The 22,957-nt window shown below is 71.3% G+C and carries 18 protein-coding genes, 3 pseudogenes and 2 CRISPR repeat arrays; of the genes and pseudogenes, 11 read left to right on the top strand and 10 right to left on the bottom strand.

Annotation, left to right across the window (positions count from 1 at the left end; genetic code table 11):
- Positions 1-171: 171 nt before the first annotated feature.
- Positions 172-1,545, top strand: a complete 1,374-nt coding sequence (locus ACP4IX_RS29350; protein WP_426557510.1) for a hypothetical protein — start codon at positions 172-174, stop codon at positions 1,543-1,545.
- 2 nt (positions 1,546-1,547) lie between these two features.
- Here the strand turns inward: ACP4IX_RS29350 and ACP4IX_RS29345 are convergent, their stop codons facing one another.
- Positions 1,548-2,288, bottom strand: a complete 741-nt coding sequence (locus tag ACP4IX_RS29345) for an NUDIX hydrolase (RefSeq protein WP_426557508.1) — start codon at positions 2,286-2,288, stop codon at positions 1,548-1,550.
- A gap of 306 nt (positions 2,289-2,594) precedes the next feature.
- A CRISPR array of direct repeats spans positions 2,595-4,026; the repeat unit is 29 nt; unit sequence CTGCTCCCCGCACCCGCGGGGATGGTCCC.
- Between the two features lie 148 nt (positions 4,027-4,174).
- On the opposite strand from ACP4IX_RS29345, the gene ACP4IX_RS29340 reads away from it, so the two are divergent.
- Both ACP4IX_RS29340 and ACP4IX_RS29335 read left to right on the top strand, forming a co-directional pair.
- On the top strand, positions 4,175-4,822 hold the full coding sequence (locus tag ACP4IX_RS29340) for a GOLPH3/VPS74 family protein (protein WP_426557506.1): 648 nt from the start codon (positions 4,175-4,177) through the stop codon (positions 4,820-4,822).
- Positions 4,823-5,047: 225 nt separating this feature from the next.
- Positions 5,048-5,197 (top strand): annotated as a pseudogene (locus ACP4IX_RS29335) (IS5/IS1182 family transposase); the annotation flags it as partial.
- A gap of 705 nt (positions 5,198-5,902) precedes the next feature.
- On the opposite strand, the gene ACP4IX_RS29330 reads toward ACP4IX_RS29335, so the two are convergent.
- Together ACP4IX_RS29330 and ACP4IX_RS29325 are read right to left on the bottom strand one after the other, a co-directional pair.
- Positions 5,903-6,781 (bottom strand): cyclase family protein, encoded by an 879-nt coding sequence (locus ACP4IX_RS29330; RefSeq protein ID WP_426526573.1) that lies wholly within the window; start codon positions 6,779-6,781, stop codon positions 5,903-5,905.
- A 235-nt stretch (positions 6,782-7,016) separates the two neighbouring features.
- On the bottom strand, positions 7,017-7,949 hold the full coding sequence (locus ACP4IX_RS29325; protein WP_426526572.1) for an aldo/keto reductase: 933 nt from the start codon (positions 7,947-7,949) through the stop codon (positions 7,017-7,019).
- An 85-nt stretch (positions 7,950-8,034) separates the two neighbouring features.
- Here ACP4IX_RS29325 and ACP4IX_RS29320 point away from each other — a divergent pair, with 85 nt between their 5' ends.
- Together ACP4IX_RS29320 and rsgA are read left to right on the top strand one after the other, a co-directional pair.
- Positions 8,035-8,676: a TetR/AcrR family transcriptional regulator gene (locus ACP4IX_RS29320; RefSeq protein ID WP_426526571.1), complete on the top strand. Its 642-nt coding sequence runs from the start codon at positions 8,035-8,037 to the stop codon at positions 8,674-8,676.
- A gap of 466 nt (positions 8,677-9,142) precedes the next feature.
- Positions 9,143-9,583: pseudogene (gene rsgA, locus ACP4IX_RS29315) on the top strand (GTPase RsgA); the annotation flags it as partial.
- Positions 9,584-9,695: 112 nt separating this feature from the next.
- Here the strand turns inward: rsgA and ACP4IX_RS29310 are convergent.
- Both ACP4IX_RS29310 and ACP4IX_RS29305 read right to left on the bottom strand, forming a co-directional pair.
- The gene (locus ACP4IX_RS29310) at positions 9,696-10,235 is read right to left on the bottom strand and encodes an N-acetyltransferase family protein (RefSeq protein WP_426557504.1); all 540 of its coding nucleotides are present in this window, start codon (positions 10,233-10,235) and stop codon (positions 9,696-9,698) included.
- Positions 10,232-11,136, bottom strand: a pseudogene (locus ACP4IX_RS29305) (hypothetical protein). Before ACP4IX_RS29305 ends, ACP4IX_RS29310 begins: the two are co-directional and overlap by 4 nt.
- A gap of 624 nt (positions 11,137-11,760) precedes the next feature.
- Here ACP4IX_RS29305 and ACP4IX_RS29300 point away from each other — a divergent pair.
- The 3 genes from ACP4IX_RS29300 to ACP4IX_RS29290 all read left to right on the top strand — a co-directional run bounded on the left by ACP4IX_RS29300 (position 11,761) and on the right by ACP4IX_RS29290 (position 14,831).
- Entirely contained in the window at positions 11,761-12,330 is a 570-nt protein-coding gene (locus ACP4IX_RS29300; protein ID WP_426525535.1) for a hypothetical protein, read from the top strand.
- Positions 12,327-12,740: an ATP-binding protein gene (locus tag ACP4IX_RS29295; protein WP_426525533.1), complete on the top strand. Its 414-nt coding sequence runs from the start codon at positions 12,327-12,329 to the stop codon at positions 12,738-12,740. Before ACP4IX_RS29300 ends, ACP4IX_RS29295 begins: the two co-directional genes overlap by 4 nt.
- Before the next feature lie 957 nt (positions 12,741-13,697).
- Positions 13,698-14,831 carry a hypothetical protein gene (locus ACP4IX_RS29290; RefSeq protein ID WP_426557502.1) on the top strand — a complete coding sequence of 378 codons (1,134 nt, stop codon included), beginning with the start codon at positions 13,698-13,700 and terminating at the stop codon, positions 14,829-14,831.
- 247 nt (positions 14,832-15,078) lie between these two features.
- Positions 15,079-15,595: a CRISPR direct-repeat array (repeat unit 29 nt; unit sequence CTGCTCCCCGCGCCCGCGGGGATGGTCCC).
- Between the two features lie 340 nt (positions 15,596-15,935).
- Here ACP4IX_RS29290 and ACP4IX_RS29285 read toward each other — a convergent pair.
- Entirely contained in the window at positions 15,936-16,292 is a 357-nt protein-coding gene (locus ACP4IX_RS29285; RefSeq protein WP_426557500.1) for a toxin Doc, read from the bottom strand.
- Between the two features lie 32 nt (positions 16,293-16,324).
- Complete coding sequence (locus tag ACP4IX_RS29280; protein WP_426557498.1) at positions 16,325-16,471, bottom strand: hypothetical protein; 147 nt, start codon at positions 16,469-16,471, stop codon at positions 16,325-16,327.
- Positions 16,472-17,238: 767 nt separating this feature from the next.
- Here ACP4IX_RS29280 and ACP4IX_RS29275 point away from each other — a divergent pair.
- Complete coding sequence (locus ACP4IX_RS29275) at positions 17,239-18,057, top strand: hypothetical protein (protein ID WP_426557496.1); 819 nt, start codon at positions 17,239-17,241, stop codon at positions 18,055-18,057.
- A gap of 98 nt (positions 18,058-18,155) precedes the next feature.
- Here the strand turns inward: ACP4IX_RS29275 and ACP4IX_RS29270 are convergent, their stop codons facing one another.
- Entirely contained in the window at positions 18,156-18,740 is a 585-nt protein-coding gene (locus tag ACP4IX_RS29270; protein WP_426557494.1) for a Tat pathway signal protein, read from the bottom strand.
- Between the two features lie 1,181 nt (positions 18,741-19,921).
- Here ACP4IX_RS29270 and ACP4IX_RS29265 point away from each other — a divergent pair.
- Entirely contained in the window at positions 19,922-20,233 is a 312-nt protein-coding gene (locus tag ACP4IX_RS29265) for a hypothetical protein (protein ID WP_426557492.1), read from the top strand.
- A 92-nt stretch (positions 20,234-20,325) separates the two neighbouring features.
- Here the strand turns inward: ACP4IX_RS29265 and ACP4IX_RS29260 are convergent, their stop codons facing one another.
- Positions 20,326-20,511 (bottom strand): hypothetical protein, encoded by a 186-nt coding sequence (locus ACP4IX_RS29260; protein WP_426557491.1) that lies wholly within the window; start codon positions 20,509-20,511, stop codon positions 20,326-20,328.
- Positions 20,512-20,839: 328 nt separating this feature from the next.
- A complete protein-coding gene (locus ACP4IX_RS29255; protein WP_426557489.1) occupies positions 20,840-21,391 on the bottom strand; it encodes a hypothetical protein in 552 nt (183 codons plus the stop codon).
- 194 nt (positions 21,392-21,585) lie between these two features.
- Between ACP4IX_RS29255 and ACP4IX_RS29250 the strand changes: the two genes are divergently transcribed.
- Positions 21,586-22,677: an integrase gene (locus tag ACP4IX_RS29250; RefSeq protein ID WP_426557487.1), complete on the top strand. Its 1,092-nt coding sequence runs from the start codon at positions 21,586-21,588 to the stop codon at positions 22,675-22,677.
- The last annotated feature ends 280 nt before the right edge of the window (positions 22,678-22,957 follow it).

Genomic DNA, 22,957 nt, shown 5'->3' with positions numbered 1-22,957 from the left:
GCCTGGGGCATCACATGCGGTTCGCGGACGTGGGCACCGGAGCAGATCCGCGGCAGTACGGGTGCCGGCCGCCGGGCTCGGGCCTGATGAAGAGTCAACCGGCTGACTGGTGGCAGCGGTACGGTGATGGGCGGACCAAGCGGTATATCGCGTATATCGGGGCAGGTGCTCATGACCGCGCGCACACCGAACATCCAGCTCAGCGCAGTCGTCGCCGAATCCGGCCTCACCTACGAGGCGCTGGCCAAGGCAGTCTGCGCGGTCGCCGCCGAATGCGGCGACCGCTTACGCACGAACAAGTCCAACGTCGAACACTGGCTCAGCGGATCCGTGCCCCGAGGCGATACACCCCGCTATCTCGCGGTCGCACTCTCCCGGCGCCTCGGCCGCCTCCTGACCCCCGTCGACCTCGGCCTGCCCTTCCCGGCAGAAACCGAGAATGACACCATCGGACTGTCCCTCGGGAGTGACCCGCTGGACGCCCTGCTGCCGATGTGGAGGTACGAGTTGGACCGCCGCCGCTTCCTGACGGCCTCCGCCTACTCCGCAGCAGCCGCAGCCCTGCCCCTCCACCACCTCCAGGACATCGCCTCCCGCACCACCGCCGCCCGCACCGGCCACACCGTCGGCATGGCAGAAGTCGCCGCCGTCCGCGACATGATCGACGCGTTCTCCGAGATGGACGAGCGCCACGGCGGACAACACGGCCGCAGCGCCCTGGTCACCTACCTCCGCGACGACGTCGCCCCGCTGTGCCGGGCCCGCTTCCGTACCGACGAAGTCCGCCGGCAGATGCTCTCCGCCGCCGGCCGAGGCGTACACCTCCTGGGCTGGAAGAGCTACGACGCAGGCCAACAGGGCCTCGCCCAGCGCTACTACCTCCAGTCCTACGCCCTGGCCGCCGAATCCGGCCTGCGCGGGCACGACGGATTCGTGATGCGCACGATGGCCATGCAGGGCCTCAAGCTCCACCGCCCCGAGCACTGCCTGGCCCTGGCCGAGACCGGTTTGAACCGGGCCAAGGGACGGGTGGACGCCCAGACCGAAGCACTCTTCCGCGTCGTTCACGCCCACACCCTGGCCAAGAGCGGCAAACACCGCGCTGCCCTTGCCGAGGCCGAACGAGCCCGCACCCTGCTGACCGGTGCCCCCGGCGACGAGGTGCCGTTCTGGGCACTGGCCTGGGGCCCACCGGCCGCGTCGGTGTACTCCCGCACCGCCAAGGTCCACGAGACCCTGGGAGACCACCGGACCGCCGCCGAGCAGTACGCGCTGGCCGCCACGGCCCGCCCGGCCGATACCTACGCGCGTATCGTCGCCCTGGACCTGGTCGCGGGCGCGGAGATGCACCTCAAGCGCGGCAGCATCGAGCAGGCGTGCTCCACCTGGCACCGGGCCATCGACCACATGGGCGGTGTCCGCTCCGTCCGCACCCGAAAGGCCGTCTCCCGCATGCGCGGCGACCTCGCACGCTTCCGGGCCCGCGGCCTGCGGTGCGTGGCCGAGCTCGACGAACGGGGACGCGACCTCCTCGCCGGCGCCTGACCTCAGCGGGAACCGGAGAAGCGGCGGACGACCGGCTCCAGGTAGTCAGCGTGCGGACCGGCCAGACCGGCCAGTTCGTCCGGTGAGCGCACCAGGGCGATGCCGTCGAGTTCGGGTTCGCGGCCCTGGGCGCGCTCGGCCGCCGCAACAGCGGCGAAGTCCGCGCGCAGCGATGCCTCGGGAAGGGCCGGGGCGAGGTAGGTCAGGCCGATACTGCCGTTCTCGCCGCGGGTGACGACCCACAGCCGCAGATCCTCGGCGGCCGTGTCGACCCCCACCTCCTCGCCGAGCTCTCGAGCAGCCTGACCTGCCAGTGCCGACTCGTCCAGCACCGCCCCGCCCTGGGGAGGCTCCACAGACCCCCCGGGCAGCTGCCAGCGGCCCGGGGCGGCCGTCCAGGGCGACATCCTCGCCACCAGCACACGGCCGTCGTCCGTCGGCTGGACGACGTTCACGAACAACGAGGGCAGCGCGGTGGCACCGGGAACGCGGCGCAGGGCGTAATGCCGGTAGGTCACACGCACCCAGGACAGACGCAGACTGCGCGGGCCCACGCGCTCCAGCCCCCCACACGCCACCACAGGCCCGTCGAAGAGGGTGGGGTTCGCCCGGACCGCCGTGTCCCACACCCGGTCCCGGGCTTCAGCGTCCTTTGGCGCGAGCGGCGGCTCCGCGGCTTCGGCCAGCAGGAGCCGTTCCACCTCGAAGAGGTCAGTGCCCACGGGGGGCAGTGTCTCGGTCACCGGCTCATCGTAGAACTCACTCCAGACTTGACCGCCGACTTCACGTACACGCGGTTGCGCGTGCACCTTGCCCGGGGGCCACGTTCTGTCCGTGACGAGATGTCTCACGCCCCGAGCCTGGCACTCTGCTGCCTGCCCGGGACGCGGGCGCCAGGGCGGGCTACGTCGTTGGCAGACGCAGCGGGCGTAGCCGTTCGGCGACGGCTAACGAGCCGAGCTATGCGTCACCTTGTGCCCTGTTTGCCGGAATCTGTAAAAGTCACTGAAAACACGTCTCTGCGGCCATAGACTCGCAGGTCAAACAGTCTGCTCCCCGCACCCGCGGGGATGGTCCCAGGCCGACACACCCGATCGAGTTGACGACTTTCTGCTCCCCGCACCCGCGGGGATGGTCCCGCACATACCGCACTGCTCCGGGCCGCGAAGGTCTGCTCCCCGCACCCGCGGGGATGGTCCCTCCAGCTTCCAGATGCCGACGTAGGCGAAGCCCTGCTCCCCGCACCCGCGGGGATGGTCCCATCCACGACTTCGCCGCCGACCACGGCGTGCACTGCTCCCCGCACCCGCGGGGATGGTCCCTCAGCAGACGCCAGGCGGTGCCCACCAGGAGCCTGCTCCCCGCACCCGCGGGGATGGTCCCTAGCGTCGGAGAGGGAGGGCTGATCATGATGGCTGCTCCCCGCACCCGCGGGGATGGTCCCAACGACAAAACGACCACGACACGCATGGTGTGCTGCTCCCCGCACCCGCGGGGATGGTCCCGCCTCGGTCTCGCGGGAGTCCTCCAGCGGCACCTGCTCCCCGCACCCGCGGGGATGGTCCCGAAAAGAGCCCCGGCCGCTCCACGACGAGCGTCTGCTCCCCGCACCCGCGGGGATGGTCCGAAAGCAGAGGTCACCGTGACCACCGAGACTACCTGCTCCCCGCACCCGCGGGGATGGTCCCAAGTCCACGTGCCAGTCCGTGCCTGTGGCCGGCTGCTCCCCGCACCCGCGGGGATGGTCCCGTGCTGTTGCCCGAGACGACCGGCCTGGTCAACTGCTCCCCGCACCCGCGGGGATGGTCCCTTCCAGCCGGAACACGTGGAGGTCCTGGGGCCCTGCTCCCCGCACCCGCGGGGATGGTCCCGCGGCTACGGCGCTTTTCGGCGATCCCGGAACCTGCTCCCCGCACCCGCGGGGATGGTCCCTCCGGCTCCTCCGTGGCGACCGTCTCCAGCTCCTGCTCCCCGCACCCGCGGGGATGGTCCCCGTGGCGTCTGGCAATGCCGGGGCTTGGCTCCCTGCTCCCTGCACCCGCGGGGATGGTCCCCGTGGCCCGGGGGTACTCGCGCTCAGCTTGGCCTGCTCCCCGCACCCGCGGGGATGGTCCCGTTGTCATGCGGGATGTGTGCGTTCGTCAGATCTGCTCCCCGCACCCGCGGGGATGGTCCCGACAACCGCATATGCAGTGACGGACTGCCATCCTGCTCCCCGCACCCGCGGGGATGGTCCCCAACCGAGAGATCGAGGTCCCTTCAGTGGCGACTGCTCCCCGCACCCGCGGGGATGGTCCCGCGGACCAGGAGCCGTCGGCCCGCTCGCCGAGCTGCTCCCCGCACCCGCGGGGATGGTCCCCGCTCTGGGAGCACTGAATGGGATACGTGGCACTGCTCCCCGCACCCGCGGGGATGGTCCCCACGGCCGGTTCCGGCTCATTCAGGAGCTCCCCTGCTCCCCGCACCCGCGGGGATGGTGCGTTACAAACGCCAGCTTATCGGCGAATCGGGCAGGGATTACTTTCCCCGCCCGATTGCCCCGGACCTCGACCCAATCGTCCGAGCTTTGCTGGCGCGCAACGGGAACCACAGGTTCCCCTGCAGCGTTCCCTCTCGAGAGGGGGATTTCATGACTGAGGATCTGACGATTGGCGAGCGGATCGTGCTGCTCGCGCTGGACGAAAAGACCGGCACCCTGCGCGAAGCGCCGCTGCGGGTGTCGCTGGCGGTTTCGGCGGCCGCCCTGCTCGAGTTGAGCTTCTCCGGGGACCTGACGGAGCGCGACGGCACGCTCGTCGCCACCGGAGCGTCGACATCAGCGGATCCGGCAGCCGCGGCCATGGCGGAGCATGTGCGGCGTCACCCCGAGGAGACTCCCCGGGAGTGGCTGCTGGCCGTACGCGAGCAGGCACTGGAGACGGCGTACCGGGGACTGTCGGAGAAGGGACTGGTGCGGGAACAGGGACGACGGGTCCTCGGCGCCTTCGGATCGGTGAAACACCCGGTCACTGGAGTGTTCGAACTCGCGGCGCTACGAGGGCGAATGGCAGCGGTTCTCACCCGGGGCCAGGATCCCGACGAGCACATGGCGGCACTGATCACCGTGCTGTATCACGCGGGCCTCCAGTCCGTCATGACCCACGACCCCGGCGGTGGGGCACCCGAGGGCCGGCTGGCCGCGATCGCCGAGGGGCAGGGCTCGGCCGCGGCACTCGGAGACACGATCTGCACGACGGTCGCCGCCCTCACCGCGGTCATCGCCGCGTCCGCCCTGTAGACGGGCGTCACCCGAGTTGTGGGCGGACCGCGGACCCGTCGGCCGAGTCCGCCCACCCGACAGGGCAACCCGTTCACTCCTTCGCTGCAGTAATTGAGCCTTCTCCAACCTGCTGGTGCGGTCCGGCAGTTGGTGTGACAGACGAGTGCAGCCTCTGGTAGACGGGTTCACGACCAAGATCACCCGTTCCGCCAGAGGCTTCACGCGCTTGTCTACCCGTCCGGGCTGGACCTGTCCAGCTCGCACCTCCGGTTCCTCACCGCCCGCATCCGCGAAAGCCGCCGTGCGATCGGCAGCCGGTGGCGTCGGCTGAGCGCGGGCCGACAGGCCCTGCTCACCCTCGCCCATCTGCGCAACGGGCACCCCTACGCGCAGCAGTCCCGTCGATGAGGCCGAAGCGTTCGGGACACGGCGCACGCCGGAGCGCGTCTGCGGGCACGTGCGCGGGGCCACACGCTGCTCATAACTGGCGTTCCGGTGACACCCGGCGCGGACGGGTGTGCGCGTGGTCCGGCCGCGGGACGTCTGTGGCGGGCCGCCGGTGCCGATGCGGAGTACGGACAGGCCGACGAGGCAGAGCCGCTGCGGCCCAGCGCTGTGATGGGACCGGATGTTCCTCTCCGGTCGCTTTCGATCTTCATCGGGGAGATGGCGTGATCGACGGCAGGAATGCCGGATTGCAGGCCCTCGCGGCGCGACTGAGCCGTCGTGCCGCGATGCTCTACAGCAGGGACACCGGGCCCACTCGGACTCCCTGGCCGCCTCCGGGCACAGCCCCGCCCCTCGAGCGCACCGCAGCCGCGCCCACCGGGGACTGCCGACCGGCTGTGCCGCAGGTTCGCCGGGCACCCGTTGACCGGGCCGGCCTGCCGTTCTTCACCCCGAAGACGGCGACGACCGACCACGTCTATTCCACTTCGTCACACCCCCTCGCCGCCTACGGACGGGCCCGCGCCTCGGCCGTGCCGACTCGAAGTCGCTACCGCGTCATGAGGTTCGTGCTGCCTGACGCTGCAACATCAGCGTGAGGCAGCCCCGTCGCTCCCCCGCCTCGGGCGCGGGGAGGGCGCCGACGCTCGGTCAGAACATCGCGATGGGGTTGACCGGTACGCCGGTCAGGCCGTGGATGCGGGGCGGGGCGACGGTGAGCAGGAAGCTGTAGCGATGCAGCCGCCGGCACATTCGCGCGAGGTCATCGAGCCGGGGCACGTCGATCAGCGGCATCGCCATCCGGCCGAGCGCCACCTCGTGCAGCGGGGAGGGTTCGTCCGGATTCAGGGGAGGATGCGCGTCGCCCCTGTCCGGGGCGACGACGGCGACCCCTCGGCGGTGCATCCACCGGACCGCGTCCATGCTGATCCCCGGGCTCGGTACGTCATGGGGCCCGCCTCCCGTCCAGCCGAGTCGGACCACCAGCGCGTCACCGGAGCCCACCACGACTCCCTGCCGCTTCTCGGCCTGTTCGAAGTCGTGCGACGTCACCGCGTAGGCAGGGGGGAGGGGTCCCTCGGCCGCGAGGTCGAGCAGGACCCCACGGGTCACCAACCCGGCGGCGAAAGCAGTCGTCGACGCGTGCGTGATGCCGAAGGGGGTGACGACCTCCTCCCTCGGGCGGCCCGGATAGACCTGGCCGTCGGTCGACCAGTGCGCGAGCGCGTCGAGGTGCGTCGAGCTCCAGTGGTGGTTGTAGATCACCGACAGATCGGCCGCCACTGGTCCGCCGGTGTGGGACACCATCTGCTGCACCGGCGACGCGTTGGCCGTCTCGGGCGCGAACGGGCTGAAGAACATCGCGCTCGGCTCGATCGGCTGTGCCAGTGACACCCACTGGCCGGTCCGCGCCTCCGCGGCGGCCCTGGCGCGCACCTCGTCGGTGATCAGGTTGAGGGTGCCGAGTTCGTCGTCCGCTCCCCAGCGGCCCCAGTTGTCCGGCAGGTCCGTCTCATGCGTATCGGCCATGTCGATGGCCCCTTTCGTTCTTCCTGATGTGCTCGGACTGCGATGGTCCGCGCGAAGGCACGTACGCGCGGTGGACGCGCGGCCCCGTCAAGGGCCGCGACGTCGTGGAGCGGTGCTTCGACCGGTCGAAGCGGTGGCGGGGCAGCGTCACCCGCTGTGACAGGACCGCCCGTTCCGGCGCGGTAGCCGTCAAGCTCGCGCCACGTCTGACGGGGCGCGAGCGGACGGGGACCGGTCAGGGGCGCGGAGGGGTGGCCGGCCGGGCGGCGATCGCGTCGAGCGCGGTGATGGCCTCCTCGTCGAGGGTGATCGCGCCGGCTTCCAGGTTGTCTTCGAGGTGGCTGATGGTGGCGGTGCCGGGGATGAGGAGGATCTGGGGGTCGCGGTGCAGCAGCCAGGCCAGGCCGACCTGGGCCGGGGTGCATCCCAGGCGCTGGGCGGCGGCGATCACGGCGGGCTCGTCGGTCACCTTGGCCATGCCGGGGAAGGCGCCGCCGAGGGGGAAGTAGGGCACCCAGGCGAGCTGTTCCTCGGCGCAGAGCCGGAGCAGTTCCTCGTCGTCGCGGGCGACGAGACTGTAGGTGTTCTGCACGCACACGATGCCCGCGGGCAGGGCGCGGCGCGTCACGTCCACGGAGACGCTGCTCAGGCCGATGGCGCCGATCTTGCCGGCGTCGCGCAGGGCGGTCAGCTCCGCGAGCTGGTCGTCGAGGTCGACCTTCTGGTCGTCGGGGAAGGGGATGGTTATCCCGGCGTCCGTGCGGCGGAGGTTGACCACCGGGACCTGCTCCATGCCGAGCGTGGCGAGTTCCGCCTCGACGCCGGCCCGCAGTTCCTCGGGGCGCTGCGCGATCCGGAACGGGAACGGGCCGCCGGGGTCGGGGGTGGCGCCGACCTTGGTGACGACCAGCACGTCGTCCTGGGGGCGCAGCGCCTCGCGGACGAGACCGTTGACGAAGCCGTCGCCGTAGAAGTGGGCGGTGTCCACGTGGTCGACGCCGAGGTCGAACGCGCGGCGCAGCAGGGCGATGGCCGCGGGGCGGTCCTTGTGCAGGCGCTCCAGCTGCATGGCGCCGTAGCCGATGCGGGAGACCGTGCGTCCGGCCAGTCGGCCGGCGCCGCCGGGGCGCGGGGCGGAGACGATGGTGCGGGTGGTTTCAGCGGGCATGGCTTCCTGCTCTCATGAGAGACTGGGGCGCATACGGAGGAGCCTCCGTTACTTTCACCGTAGCACTATCGGAGGGGCCTCCGCTTTGTCATCGTCATCACGCCCCCACACCCCGGGCCCTGCCGACCCCGACGGCCGGCCGGTCCGCCGCGACGCGCGGCGCAACCGCGACAAGCTCATCGCCGTCGCCAAGGCGGCCTTCGCCCACACGGAAGGACCGGTCTCCCTGGAGGGCATCGCCCGCCAGGCCGGCGTCGGCATCGGCACCCTCTACCGGCACTTCCCCACCCGCGAAGACCTGGTCGAGGCCGTCTACGCCAGCGAACTCGACGCCGTCACCGCCAGCGCCCCTGCCCTGCTCGACCGGCACCCCGCCGATGTCGCCCTGCGCGCCTGGATCGGTCGCTACGCCGCCTTCATCGCCACCAAACGCGGCATGATGGACACGCTGCTCACCGCCTTCGCCTCCGGGCGTATCGCCGCCCCCTCGCGCGAACGCGTCACCACCACCATCGCCGCGATCCTCGAACGGGGCGCCGCCGCCGGCACTCTCCGGGCGGACGTCAACCCCGACGACGTCGCCACCCTGCTCATCGGCGTGTTCCCCGCCATCATCGAGGGCGCCTCCCAGGAACGGACCGACCGCCTGCTCGACCTCATCGTGGACGTCGTGCGCCGCCCGCAGAGCCCCCAGAGTCCACCGAGGGGAAGCGCGGAAGGGGAGTGAAGGCAGCCCCTGGCAGGACTCCGTGAGGCTGCCGGGCCTGTCTGCGAAGGTGGCAGCGCCGTCACCGGCCGTCACCGGGGAACGGGCCCTCGGTGACCGTGCGGCTCTCCGGTGGGCCCGTCGTCGGGGAGGGGCGCCAGGCGTACCACGATGGCGGCGCCCCCCTGAGGTGCCCGGCTGCCCGGCTGCCCGGCCGCCTGCCGTCCGTCCGGTGCGGGCCGGTGGAAAACCTGTGGCGCACGCGCCGTCGGCGCGGGCGGCTATGGACCATTCGTTCCTGCGGCTCCTTTCACGCCGCAGATGTCCGCTGCGTGGTCCGGGAGGTGTCGACCGATGGCTGTCGTTGCGACGGGCGTTGCCCGCAATCGGAAGTCCGTCAAGTCCACCTCCGTGGCCGCCGGCTGATCCCACTCCTTTCCCGCGCTCGTGGCGCGGTGCCGGGGCCACCCTTGTGAAGGATCACCCCGTGTCTTCCTCCTCTTCTCCCGGTTCGTCCTCGCATCCACTCGCTCCCTACGGCTGGGACGCGGACTGGGAGGCCGAGTTCGCCCCGTACGCCGAGCTGGGTCTCGTACCCGGCCGCGTCCTCCGGGTCGACCGCGGCCTGTGCGACGTCGTCACGCCGGCCGGCCCGGTCCGTGCCGACACCGAGTTCGTCGTCCCCCGTGACCCGATGAAGGTCGTGTGCACGGGCGACTGGGCCGCCGTCGACCCCGACGGCAGCGACCCGCTGTACGTGCGGACCCTGCTGCCCCGCCGTACCGCCTTCGTCCGCTCCACCTCCTCCAAGCGGTCCGAGGGCCAGATCCTCGCGGCCAACGTCGACCACGCCGTCGTCGCCGTGTCGCTCGCCGCCGAACTGGACCTCGCCCGCGTCGAACGGTTCCTGGCGCTGGCCTGGGAGAGTGCCGACTAAAGTGCGGCCACTGCGACGTCGACGCCGTAGTGAGGTGGGGCATGTTGCTGCGGTCGGTGCGGTCGGCCCCGGTTCTGTAGCGTGGCCGTGGCTGCCGGGCCGGTCAGCGGTTGGGGCGGATCATCACCGTGAGCAGAGGGGACGCCGGTGACGGCTGGCTGTGCCCGATGTCCTCGTAGCCCCACGTCCTGTAGAGGGCGTGGACCCTTCCGTCCCCGGCCGCCGGGTTGACCATCAGCGTGACGTACCGCTCGCTGCGCGCGAGGAGCAGTGCGCCATGGATGCGCCGGGCGGTCCCCGTCCCGCGCCAGGAGGGACGTACCCCGATCTCCTTCAGGGCGACGGCCGGCTGCGCGGTGTACACCTCGGCCGGCGGCGGGGTGGTCCGCTGCCAGTACCGGTCTCCGTGCTCGATCGTGTTCGCGTAGGCGTAACCGACCGGCTGGTCGTCGGCGTACGCGAGGACGGCGAGGAACCCGGGCTCGCAACCGTGCCGGTCCAGGCGCTCCCCGAACGCGGTCACCGCGTAGTTGGGCAGGTGGAGCAGCGGGGCGCGTACCTCGGCGTAGACGTCGAGGAGGTCGCCGCGGGCGGCGTCGAGGTCGGTGAACTGGCGAAGCTCGATGGTGGGGGCCGTGGTCATGCGCGGGTCCTCCAGGCGGCGGTGTGCTCGTTCCAGGTCTGCACGGCCGGGCTGCCGGGCGCGGTGGCGCGCAGGGCGGCTCCGAACTCCTGCAGCATGCGGGATACCCGGGCGTGCTGGGTAGCGGCACTGGCCGGAACCGTCATCGCCGCGGCGGTGGCGGCGTCGGCGTCGCCCTGGGCGAGCTGGGCGTGCGCGAGGCGGGTCGTGGTGATCGCCCGGGAGCGGGCCATGTGGGGGCGCAGGCCGGCCAGGCAGCGGTGGGCGTGGAACTCGGCTGTCGGGTAGTCACCGAGCGCGAGGTGTGCGGACAGTGCGAGGGCATCCAGCTCGGCCTGGTCGTAGAAGGCGAGCATCCACACGGGCCGGTAGTCGGCCGGGTCCGCGCGTTCCATGGCGTCCTGTGCCTGCTCGAACGTCCGGCGGGTGCCGTTGCGGTCCTGGGCGGCACCGTGGATGGCCGCCTGCCGGGCGAGCCCGAGGGACGCGAACATGGGGTCCCGGCGGGTGATGTGGAGATTGCGGGCGACATCGTTGGCGGCGAGGGCGTCCGCCGGGCGCCCCATGTGCCGGTACATGCTGCCGGCGTGACTCCAGATACGGAACTTGATCGCGGAGTCACCGGACATCTCGGCGAGGGCCTGCGCCTCGCGCATGTGCTTCTGGGCGTCGGCTAGCGGCGACCGTCGATGGCCGCCCACATCGCGGAGGAGCGGAAGGAGGCAGCGCAGGCATACAGGCTGTTGCGTACGCGCTGGGTGGCGCTGCCGGAGTTCTGGAGGTTCAGCGCCTCGTCGGCGAGGGCGGCGGCGCGTTGCTCGATGCCGAGTTGCCCGCCGTGGCGGTGGTCGCTGGCGATGATCTCGGAGAACCGCTGCTGCAGGCGGTCGACGTCACCCATGCCGATACGGCGAGGAGACCGGCCCGCAGCGGCGGCCGCGGCTGGAGTGCTGGGGGCGGCTGCGACGGCTGCGGCAGCGGCGATGCCGCCGACGAGGGTACGGCGCTTCATGTCGGGGTCCTCCTGCTGTGGAGCGGGCGCGGCCGGGGCCCGGCCCCGTGGCACGAACCCTAGAGCGATGGCGGCAAGACCGGTGACGTCTTCAAGCGCCTTGCGGGTCGCGGCGTTGGGCCATCGGACACGCCCGGATTTCCAGCCGCGCACGGACGATCCGTCATGACCGCCGGGGCGTCCGGTCAGGCGCTCCACGGCCGTGTTCACCGCTTCGGCCAGGCTGTTGGAGCTATGGCCGTGCTCCGCCATCCACGCCGCCAGGGCCACGTTCCGCGGGGTGTTCATGTACGCACCGTAGCGCCGCGGAATCAGACCGTCAGGTAAACGAGTGGTCAAATCCCCCTAGGGGGCTGCATGTGACGAGTGCAGGATCGCCCTAAGCGGTCAGCCGGGAGAGGGGGTTGTCTGGTCATCGGTGGCCCGTTCGAGGGTCCTGGTGCGAGCCCGGCTCGGCCCTGCGTGAGGGCCGGCGCGCGGGCGCCCCAACTCTCCAAGAGGCAAGGCGTAACGATGTCCAGAGCAACCACGCAGAAGACCGATCAGAGCAAGACGACCCTGGCCGCCTCCGGCCCTCCGGCCGGACAGGCCGTCATGTGCGCCGAGCGGCACCTGGCAGCGGAGGCGCGGCTCCTGGCCGCGGCCCCCCGCACGAACCAGGTCAGGCGGGAGTGGAACGAGGGCGGGGCGGCCTTCCCGCACTGCAGGGGTCTGTCCACCGCACTTCGCGTCCCGGCCGTCGCGCTCTTCGCCGCTGCCAGTTCCGGCGACCCGCACGCCATGAGTCGCTTCCTGACCGAGGAGGTCGAGGAAGAGCCGGCCGTCGCCCACCACGGAGCCACGCCGTTCTCCTTCCTCATGCCCGCGGGCACCGGCCGCCGGCCCGCTCCCGCGCCGGGGCCCGACCACCTGACCGCGCGGTCCCCGCTCGGGGCGCCGCCCCTCCGGGCCACCTGCCCTCGGGGTGCGAAGTCCTGCCGTCCCGTACCGATGACCGGCATCGCGGAGCTGTGCAACGGGGGCCTGGTCGCGCGTCTCGTGCAGCGCGGCCACCAAAGCCTGGGCGGAGGCGAGGACCGGTGACTTCCAGAATCCTGCGTGCCGCTGACGGCAGGGAAGTACGCGCCGAGACACTGCCCCGCAGGGCGGAGTCGGCGGCGACCGGCCGGCGCATCGTGCGTGCGACGCTCCAGGACTGGGCACTCGGCGACCTGGTGGACGCGGCGGAACTGGTGGTCACCGAGCTGATCGCCAACGCCGCCCAGCACGCGCGGTGTGACAGCGTGCGCCTGACCGTCCGGCGCACCGAGGACGACGGCGTGCACGTCGCCGTGACGGACCGGAGCCACCAGGTGCCGGTACTGCGTCTGCCGGGCCCGGCCGCACAGGCGGGCCGGGGACTCGCCATCGTGGACAGCCTGGCCGAGCGGTGGGGACACGATCCGCTGCCGTGGGGGAAACGCGTGTGGGCAGAGCTGAAAGGCCCGTCTTGATCACGCCTCGTACCCAGGCGGTGGCCTGCACGGTGACGTGCGCTGCGCTCGTGACCGTGCTGCTGCTCGCCACCCGCCACTGACTCCCGCCCCGGCCGGCGTGCGTCCGGACCGGAGGCCGGTACCCGGCTCCTGCCGTTCCCGTGGCGGAGCCGACCCGGCTGGGGCGGGGTGCGGCGTCGACCGGCCGGCTCTTGGGGGAGCTCGGCCGTTCGACGCCGTGACCAGCCCTTGCCCCTCGGCCAGTGCCGGTGACCAAGGGGCGACACCCACCCCGCTGCCCCGGAGCGGCCGACGAGCATGCCCAAGAGGAGGCGTTCGCTGAGACCATGGGCGACTTGTGCCGTTACCACCCTGGCCCGGCCCACCCCGGCCGAGGTGTTCGGCACGCCGCGGCGCTCATACACCGGACCGCCGGCGAGATCTGGCCGGACGAGCGGGCCGTTCTGGAGGGGGTTCGGGATCGGCTCCAGCCTGGACAGCGCCCGCTACCGGCTCGCCCTCGGCCGGCTGCTGGACGTTCCGGACGCCGCGGTGCCCGGGCACCTCATCGGTGAGCACGGGGACACCTCTGTCGTCTGCGCCTCCTCGACCCTCGTCAACGACCACCCCGTGCCCGTCCCCCTCCAGCAGGTGCGCGACGAACCGGCCCGGCGTCCCGGCCCGGTCAACGCCGGTACCGGCCGCGCCCGGTGCGGGCGGCCCGCCGGCGCGGAGGTGTCCGCGCTGCGTCTGGCCCTCGGCGCCGAGACGGCACCACCGAGCTGTGCGCCCGGCATGCGGGTGACTGGTGCGGAATTCCATGCGCTTCACCGGGAGCGAGCCCGTACCGTTCCTGCCTGCGCTGGACTGCTTCGAGGAACGGCAGTCGGAGACGTCCCGTTCCAAGCTGCGCGCCGCCTACCAGGCCGTGCGCGGTGTTCCGTTGCAACCGTCTCCGTCCGGGAGGAACTGACCATGAGTACTCACGCCGTACGCCTGGAGAGCGCCGGCGCGGCCGTGACCGTCATCTCCGCCGAGCAGGCCGTCACAGACTGGTCCGCCCGCTACTTCGGCACCTGGTGGAAGGCCACCGAGGCCGACCCCGCGAGCGTCTGCACCGGGGCCCTGGTCACCGCCGGCGTGGACAACCGCGAATACGACGCCATCGCTTTGGCCGTGACGCAGTCTCCACACACGAGCACCACGTACGCGCGGGCCCGACTGCTCCTCGCGACGGACGCGTCCGGGGGAGTGATCCGGGCCGTGTCGCCGGAGGGCGCGCTCGCCTACCGCGCGGAGCCGGGGATGCCGCGGCTGGACGTCGTCGGCTGCCGCACCGAGGACGTCGCCACGGCGACCGCCCGCCTGGCCCGGGAGATGGTGCGGGGCCTGCTGCTGCGCGACGGCTGGGCCGTGCTGCACGCCTCGGCCGTCGTCCAGGACGGGCGCACGGTCCTGACCTTCGGCGGCAAGGGCGCGGGCAAGACGACGACCGCTCTCGCCCTGGCTTCCCGCCACGGTCTCAGCCTGCTCGCCAACGACCGCGTGTTCGTCCGGCCCGGCGAGCGGGGAGGCGTGGACGTCCTGCCCTGGCCGTCGGCGGCGGCCGTCGGCCTCGGCCTGCTGGAGGCGCTGGGCTGGTTCGAGACCGCCCGGGAGCGCATGGAGGCAGGCGAGGCGCTGCACCCGACACAGGACGAGCGGGTCACGGAGGCTCTGCTGGCCGGAGACCGCACACCGTTGTGGGAGCGCGGCAAGGAGCTGAAAGCGCAGGTGTTCCCGGACCAGTTCACCAGTTGGTTCGGCGTCCCCCTGGCGACCGAGGGTGAGGCCGCGGCGCTGGTGTTCCCCAGGATCGAGGGCGGCGCGGCCCCGGCCGTCGAGGAGACCGGCCGCGTGCTGGGCGCGGCGGACTTCATGAGCGGCGCGACGGAGGACCGCTACCCGGATGTGTTCGCGCTCCTCGGGGTCGACGGCGGCGGCACCGTGGCCGCCCGCGAGAACGTCGCCCAGCGCCTGGCGGAGCTGCCGCACCACTCGGTCCTCCTCGGCCACGACATGGCCGCGAACGCCGACTTCTTGGGCAAGGTCACCGGGCTTGCGGCGTAGCCGGCTTTCGCCTCGTCAGGACCCGGCCGCCGGGTCCTGACGAGGCGAAAGCCGGCTGGACAGTCCGTACCGCCTGCGACACCGTCCATGACCGGGACCGCGAAGCCGCGATCGATGCATTGGCGGAACGAGCTGCCCAACCGCGGGAATACCATCGGATTGACACGACCCTATGCGTAATTTGCCGGAATCTGCGAAAGTAACTGAAAACACGCCTCTTCGGCCATAAACTCGCAGGTCAAATAGTCTGCTCCCCGCGCCCGCGGGGATGGTCCCAGCATCGGCGCGACCGGCGCCTACCAGGTGATCTGCTCCCCGCGCCCGCGGGGATGGTCCCGCGGCAGCGATTCCGCCGACCGCCGCCAGGACCTGCTCCCCGCGCCCGCGGGGATGGTCCCAGGTCCAGCACGTCGGCGTACTCACGGCGCTTCTGCTCCCCGCGCCCGCGGGGATGGTCCCCGACCACCCGCTGGGGCGCCTGCCGAACGGCCCTGCTCCCCGCGCCCGCGGGGATGGTCCCGCGTACGAGTGGGACGCCTTCTGTCTCGGGAACTGCTCCCCGCGCCCGCGGGGATGGTCCCGCGCCCGCCCCACGCGTAGGGTCGACACCGTGCTGCTCCCCGCGCCCGCGGGGATGGTCCCCACATGAACGCCATTGCTCGCACGCAAGGCGTCTGCCTCCCGCGCCCGCAGGGATGGTCCCGCCCCGTTGGCGTCGACCTCTACCCGCGGCGTCTGCTCCCCGCGCCCGCGGGGATGGTCCCGACGGTGGCTCCGAGCCCTTCAAGTGGATGGGCTGCTCCCTGCACTCGCGGGGGTGGTGGCCCGCGACGGGCTGCTTCAGCACTGAGCGGAGCAGTGGCGGCCTGACACCGTGTTGGTTTCAAGGCGTTGCCTCGTGCAAGTCGATCCAGGGCCCGGCAGGGCGCCATGCTGAGGACGTGTCATCACTCGGTCGTGGTCAATATGGTCCGCAGAGGCCAGGCGGCAGAGCTTGTGGAGGACATGCTTCACGCGCCCCCCGCCCGAAGCATCACGGCCGAGGGGGGCTGACGTTGCTCGGCTTCGTCAACCAGCGGGATGGGTAAGCAGACGACAGCGAGGTCAGGCCGTCGGCTGGCGCAGCGAGCGCAACCGCTCGGCGATGGCGAACGAGTCGAGACGCAGGGCGGCGATGTCGGCGATCAGGTCCCGCCAGGCCTCGAACTTGGTGTTCACCCGCTCTCTGTGGATCCCGAGGTACGCCACCGCGACACCGAAGCCGTACAGCTCATTGCGGGCGGGCAGCGGTCGGAGCACGACGCACTCCTCCAGCATCACGGCCGTGCGCCAGAAGGCGTCGGGGCGGTGCTGGTCGTGGCGGGGCGGGTCGGCCTTGTGCCGGGCGGCCAGGCCGACGAACACGGAGTAGTCGTTGACCGCGAGATCGTCCAGCAGTTCGGCCTGGCGCTCAGGAGCCACCGGTGGTCGACGTAGTACTCGGCAGGCACAGGTCAGGCCGCCCGCGGGGCGGGCTGGGCCGAAGCGGGGCCACCATATTCGATGCCGAAGGCGGCGACCGTCTCCGGGTCGCTGGTGACGTGCCGGAAGATCTCCGCGCCTTCAGCCAGCGCGCGCTCGCGCCGCTTCTCCTCGGCCACCTGGGCCAGGTAGGTGTCCAGCGGCAGCCCCGCGGCGTCGGCCAGGCCCGCAGTGCGTCCGCGGTGGTGTCGTCTATCTCGATGCCAGCCATGCGCCGAGCTTGCCGCGCGCGTAGCACCACGCCCATGCCAGTCACCTGGGAATATGTCCCTGACTTGTGGCTTCCTGATCGCTTCCATCAGTTCGGTCAGCGGGGTGCCTCTTGTCGCTCGTGTCGGCCCCGGAGGGGACGGCTTCGAGCGGGTCGTCCTTACTGGTGTCGAGGGCGCCGTCGGGCCGTTTGGTTGTAGACGTCGCCGGCGAGGGTGGAGTTCGATGTCCCGTCGTCGGTGGTGTTGCGCTCGGAGAGCGCGACCAGGGCGGTGGCCATGTCGGTGTTCGGGCCTCGCGCGCAGGTGTGGGATGTGACCTTGAGTCCGTTTACTCGGCCACCTGAGCGAGGTAGGCCTCCAGCGGCAGCCCGGCGTCGTCCGCCAGTGCCTGGAGGGCGGCCCTGGTGCGGTCGTCGATCTCGATGTCGGCCATGGCACGAGTATGCCGCGCCGGCCTCCGCCCGGACCACTCCCTGCGAAAAGCGGCCGGGCCGGCGGGAAGCCGAAACGGTGCCCAGCGGCCCTTTCACCGCATCGAATCCGCCCAGGACAAGGTGAACGCCCAGTCCAGGCCAACATCCAGGCCAACACCTCAGTCGTCACGTGACGATGGAGGAAGAAGCCGGTACCGTGTCCCGCACAAGCGTCACGTGACGATTGAGCGAGGAGAACTCATGGCGCCGTGCCTGGTGTGCGGGGGAGCGCTTCCCGCGCAGCGCGGCCCTCGTGCCCGCCGTTACTGCTCGCGCGCCTGCCAGGCCAAGGCGTACCGCGCCCGTCAGCGGCTGGAGCACCGGAACCGGATCGTCCCCGAGGGGGAGCGAGAGCTGCTGGAGACGTACGCGGAAGTGCCCGCGACGGAGCTGGCCGACAGTCTGTCCGCCGCTGCCCGGCGCCTGGCCGACGCCCTGGACGCCGGGCAGCCCGCCGATGACTCCGACCTCGGCGCCGTGGCGCGGATCCCGGTCGTCCTGGCGGCCCGCGCACGCCAGGCCGTCCATGCCCCGCACGGCATCCTGGACCACCCCTCCAAGACTCTGGCCGCCGCCGTGGACCAAACGACCGACACGGCGCCGCGGCGTTCCGATGCGCGGGCTCCGGCTCGTCAAGCGTCACGTGATGATTCAGCGCTGCCCTCTCCGAAGCCCGCCGCCCCACTGAAGGAAACCTCACCGGCTCGGCGCGGACGGCTGTCGCAGAAGGCGGCCCGCGCCGTCGTGGACGGCGCCCGCCTGGTCAAGGCCGCGGACCACCGTGATACCTACCAGTGGAACCTGGTCGCTGAGGACGGCACCGTGCTGGGCCACGTGGAGCCGTCGTACGGCGGCAGCACCGGCCGGACCGGGCGCAACGGCTGGAAGTACCGCCTCGCCGGATCGCTCACGGCCGGCGGCGGCCCGGCCAGGACGCGTGAGGAGGCCGCCGCACAGTGCGCACTGGCCTGGATCCGCGTCGTCACCGCCCCTGTACGCCGCAGTCTCACCGCCGACTGAGTCCCGGGCCCGGCGGCTACAGAGTGAGGTGGACCCGTGCCAGGGCCTCGGTGATTTCGGCGGTGTCCTCGTCGTCCGAGCCGTAGACCACGCACATATCAGTACGTGCGTGCCTTCTCCCAGCCCCGGGAGTTGTTCAGGGACGTGGTGAAGTAGTAGTTGGGCGCCTTGGACTTGCCGTCGGGCAGGTAGGCACTGGTCAGGGCGGGGCTGTAGCTACGGAAGATCGCGAGCGATTTGGTGAGGCAGTTGTTGGTCAGTACGGCGTAGCCGTTGGTCTTCATCCGCCCGTACGTCTGCTGGGCAGCCTTGAGGTTGCCGCCGGCGGTGTTGATGCACCGGTAGTTGTCGTAGCGGCCGGTGCTGATGCTGCCGCGCAGCTGAGTCCAGGTGCCGCCCTTGATCCAGCTGCCGTTCGAGGACCCGGCCGGGACGTACGTGCCGTTACTGGGGCCCTCCGTCGAGCCCCAGATCCAGTGGCTGGCCTTCTTGGGGTCGCGGATGGCCCAGGCCACATGGCCGGCACCACCGGCGCGCTCCTTGTCCTGGAACAGGCACACACGGCCCAGCGGCGCCGCGTCCGCCTCTGCAGCAGGCAGCAACGCAGGTGTCGCGCCCCCCAGCAGCGCCGCAGCCAGAAGAGCCGATCCGACGCCCCGCTTGCGGACCTTCGTTCGAGTCATGCTCTGTTCCTCTCGCGTATCGGAGATGTATGGGAGTCCGGCGGCGCAGTGGACGCGCCGTCGGGATCGAGAATGCCCATGGGCTTCGAGCGGGACCAGAGGGATCAGGAAGGTGCATGTTGCGGTGCAACTTTCACCGTGGTGACCTGCGAAAACTGTTGGCGACGTGCAAGTAGGAAGGGTCTACTGGGGTGGAAGGCACGGACGAAGAACTGTTCAACGGGTTCGGAGAGGCGCTCGACGAGTGGGCCAAGGAGGTCAAGCACGCCTGCCGTGCGTCAGCCGTGCAGCAGAAGCAGCTCGCAAAAAGGCTCACCGAGCAGTCCAAGGGGAGGGCGGTCGACCAGAGCCGAGTCTCCAAGTGGCTGAGTGGCCGCAAGATCGTCACAACGGGCGGTGCGGCGCTTCCTGGAAGAGGCCTGTCTCAGGAGATTGTTCGGGCCCTGGGGCTTCAGGGGCCCCAAGCCTGGCGAATCGTGCAACTCGGCGAAAGGATCGACCTCGTACAGGCTCAGCTGGAACGCAGGTACCCCAGCGGCTGGAGAGTGGCTACGCAGGCCCACTTCCTCAATTCTTCCGCAGTCACGCCTCAGGCGAGCCCTCCGGCCGGGACGGTCGGGAAGACCGGGGCTGAACCTTCCTCGGATACGACCGTTCTCCGTTCTCCGTCTGCAGTCGGTGACCACCGTCAGGGCATCCCCGATGTTCCGGTAGCTCCACTCGACCGCTCGGCGGCCGCCGCATCGCCAACTCCATCTGGGGGGCAGCGTTCAGCTGCAGGTGAGGAGAAGGCCACAGCCGCCCCCCAGCCGGGCACGGAGAGGAAAGCTCCTGATGCCCCTGGCCATGGCCGTCTTCGCCGGCCATGGCGTGACCGGTCCCGGTGGGGCAGGACTGCTGTAGGCGGCGCTACCGTTCTGGCCGCAGCGGTCATCGTCACCGCGGCGGTGGTGGGAGCTGATGGCGATGGTGAGGCGGATGGCCGCCCAGAGGGCGGCGCCCCTCAGGCGTCGGCGTCGACGAGCGAGAGAGCTTCTGCTCGGACGGGGCCGGAGACGGTCCCGTCCGAGTCACCGGGCCTGGAGAAGGGAACCCTGGGCGAGGACAGTCGCTGCAGTGTCCCGTTCCCGGGACCGGCCGCGGTGTCGTGGAGAGTATGCGCGCGCGTCGAGACGGACCGCGTGTCCTTCGCTCTCAAGCTCACCAACCACGGGAACGAGGCGACAACGGTCAAGATCCGCCTCGAGTATGCGCAAGCCCACGTGTTCCATCCGTGCCCGAAGGCCCCGAGCGCTCGTCCCCTCGCCATCGCGGCGGGGAAGACCGTGATCACGGATCCGGGGCAGTGCGCGGTACCGCGGGAGGAAACCTACGCCTCGTACCAGGGTGTGGGCTGGGTGATGTCCGAGGACGACAACGGGGGCTCGTACAAGTTGTCCCCCACCCCGCACATTCGCCCTGGCCACGTCATCTGGCAGCCCGACCTGGTGTAGGCAGCCGCCGAGATGGCCGGGCGGCGAACCAGGTGGGACGCCCGTGCGGGTGAGCCGCACGGGCGGCAGGAAGTCCTGCATGGGGGCTCCTGCTACAGGTGGTCGAGAGGCTCGGCGGCGAAAGTGCCGTCATCCAGCGGGACGTCGGTCAGCTCGAAGTACCGCGGATGACCGTCCACCTGTCGCGTGATGACGGTGCCGGCGGGCCGGGTCGTCTCGTACTGGCCCGGGGCACCGTCCGGGCCGCCGGTACGCAGCAGGGTGTAGCGACGGAGCATGCGGCGGCCGTCCAGCGTCGTAACCGGCGTGCCTCTGCGGGCTCTTCGCGGCCGACGGGACGACAGACGGCGCCATGTGGCCGAAGAGAGTGCGATCACGCAGGTGGCACCGAGGGCGCCGAGCAGATCGGGCAGTGCGTCGATGAGGTACGGCATCGGGTGCCTCACTCCGGGGTGCGAACGGAGCGCACGGCGCTGCGGGCGGGGAACACGGAAGGCCTCCAACAAGCCGGTGAAGCCCGCCGGTCGGACGGGCCGCGCCGACTGTGCGGGAGCGCGGGGCAAGCCCCGCAACCCCCGGCGGCCCCGCCCGTCCCCGGCCGTCACGTCACCGGTTCTCTCCTTCGTCGAGGATGTCCAGCGCGCGCGGCACGTCGTCCATCGCCGCCCAGCCCGTCCCGTCGGCGGCCGGAGCCGGCGCCAGCGCCGACGGGGCATCTCCGTCCCATGGGCAGGGGGACAGCCGGGTGAAGGCGGCCCGGAAGACGGGCACGTTCTCGCCGCTCACCTCATAGCCGATGGCCTTCTGCCACGAGGGGTTGTCCGGGTCGTACACCACGGTGACGGGCGCCCGGGTGCCCTCCGGCCACCAGCCCGCCTTCACGCCGCGTGGGATGGCGCGCGACAGGGCGACGGTGGGGCCGTTGAGCTTGCCGAGGATGCTGCGGAGGGTGTCGGCGTCGGCGTAACCGTCACCGTCGACCACGACCATTTCGGCGAAGCGGCGGGCGCCGGCGGGGAGGGAACGGAGGTAGCGTTCGGCCCGCTCGACCGTCCACTCGGTGTCCGCGGTGACGGCCAGTTCATGACGGTGCTCGGCGAGCAGGTCGAGCAGTTTGCGCTCGAACTCCTCCGAGGCGCCTTCAATGGTGATCCTCATGAGGCCTTCCGACAGATTCTTACCCGGTTCTCCGGGGTGTGCACGGGGAGTATGGCCCATCGGGGCTCCTCCCGTACAGGTCCCGGAGAATCCTCCCGCATTCTGCACTCGCTTGGCCGGTCTGGCGGTACGGGTCGTCTCGCATCGGATAACCTCTCCTTATCCGATGTCAGGAGTAATGGGGGGAGCGCCCGTTGAGCACCGCCACCGAGCACCCGTCCGGAGGGGCCGACGCGGCGGCTCCCGTTCCGGCGGAGCGGTCCCCCCTGGTCGCCCAGTGGGCGCAGCGCCACGGCGTGGAGGTCGCCCAACGACTCGCGAACGCGGAAGACTTCGCGGACGAGGTGCGGCGGCGGCTGCGTCCGGCCAACACGACGGACACGTACGCGAAAGCGTGGAAGGTCTGGACGCGGTTCTGCGGAGCGCAGGAGTTCCCCGAACTGGAGGCCACGCGTGGCGCGTTGGTGGCGTTCGTCGTGTGGCTGCTGGACCGGGGCCAGGTGAACGGCAAGGGCTACGCGGCGTCGTCGGCGAGCACGATCCTCGCCGGGACCGTCGTGGAACTGCGCCGCCGTGGCGCAGAGGTGAACCGTGACGCTCAGGCGCAGGCGCGGGCGACACTGGAGGCGGCCGCCGTGGAGTTGCTGAAGGCAGGGGAGCGGCGCGGGCGGGGTCAGGCCGCCGCGGCCGAGGTCCCCGACCTGTACCGGGTGGCGAGGGCCTGCCCCGACACCCTCGCCGGGGCCCGGGACAAGGCTCTCGTCCTGACCGGCTTCCACTACGCCTCGCGTGCCCAGGACCCTGCTGGCCTCCTCGCCGGGGACGTCGCCCTCACCCCGCGCGGCCTGGTCGTGTCGGTGCTCACCGGCAAGACCAAGCACAGCGTCCGTGACGCGAAGATCAACTACCAACAGGACCCGGAGGTCTGCCCGGTGGAGGCGTGGAAGGCATACCGTGCCCGCCTCGCCGCCGACGCCCAGCCGCGCTGGTCGCGGCCCGACGCGCCCGCGTTCGTCGGCGTCGACCGGCACGGCAACGTCACCGGCGGCATGGTCCCCGACTCCGTCACCCGGGCCGTGAAGCGGATCAGCACCCGCGCCGGAATCCCGCTCGCCTGGACCGGCCACTCCCTCCGCATCGGCCTGGCCACGAGCGCCCGCAAGCGCGGCAAGGACGCCGTGGCCATCGCCGACCAGGGCGGATGGGCCCGGCACTCCCGCTCCATGAACGGCTACTTCCAGCGGGTCGACGGCTGGGAGGACAACGCCACCGCCGGCCTCACCTGACCACGCGACGGTGACTCACGAGCTCAGTCGCTCACTGGTTGAGCCACGGACGCATGGCTTCCCGAAACCGCCCTCGGTCTCGATCCCGGTCAGGCCTGACACCACCGACTGGCGCGCCCTGACCCGAGCGATGTTCCGCCAGGACAGGGCCGCCATCGTTTGAGCCTCGAGGTCCAGCAAGCGTCAAGGTGGCTGGGGACGGACTACTGAGGTTTTCACGGCGGGGTCGGTGGGGTGAGAGCCAGACCTGTGGCGGTCAGGCAGCCGTCGACCAGGTGGG

The organism is Streptomyces sp. WG5 (genome assembly GCF_049974565.1).
In the GTDB taxonomy this organism is placed as follows: domain Bacteria; phylum Actinomycetota; class Actinomycetes; order Streptomycetales; family Streptomycetaceae; genus Streptomyces.
The sequence above is the reverse complement of the archived record's forward strand: the minus strand, read 5'-3'. Positions and strand labels throughout refer to the sequence as shown.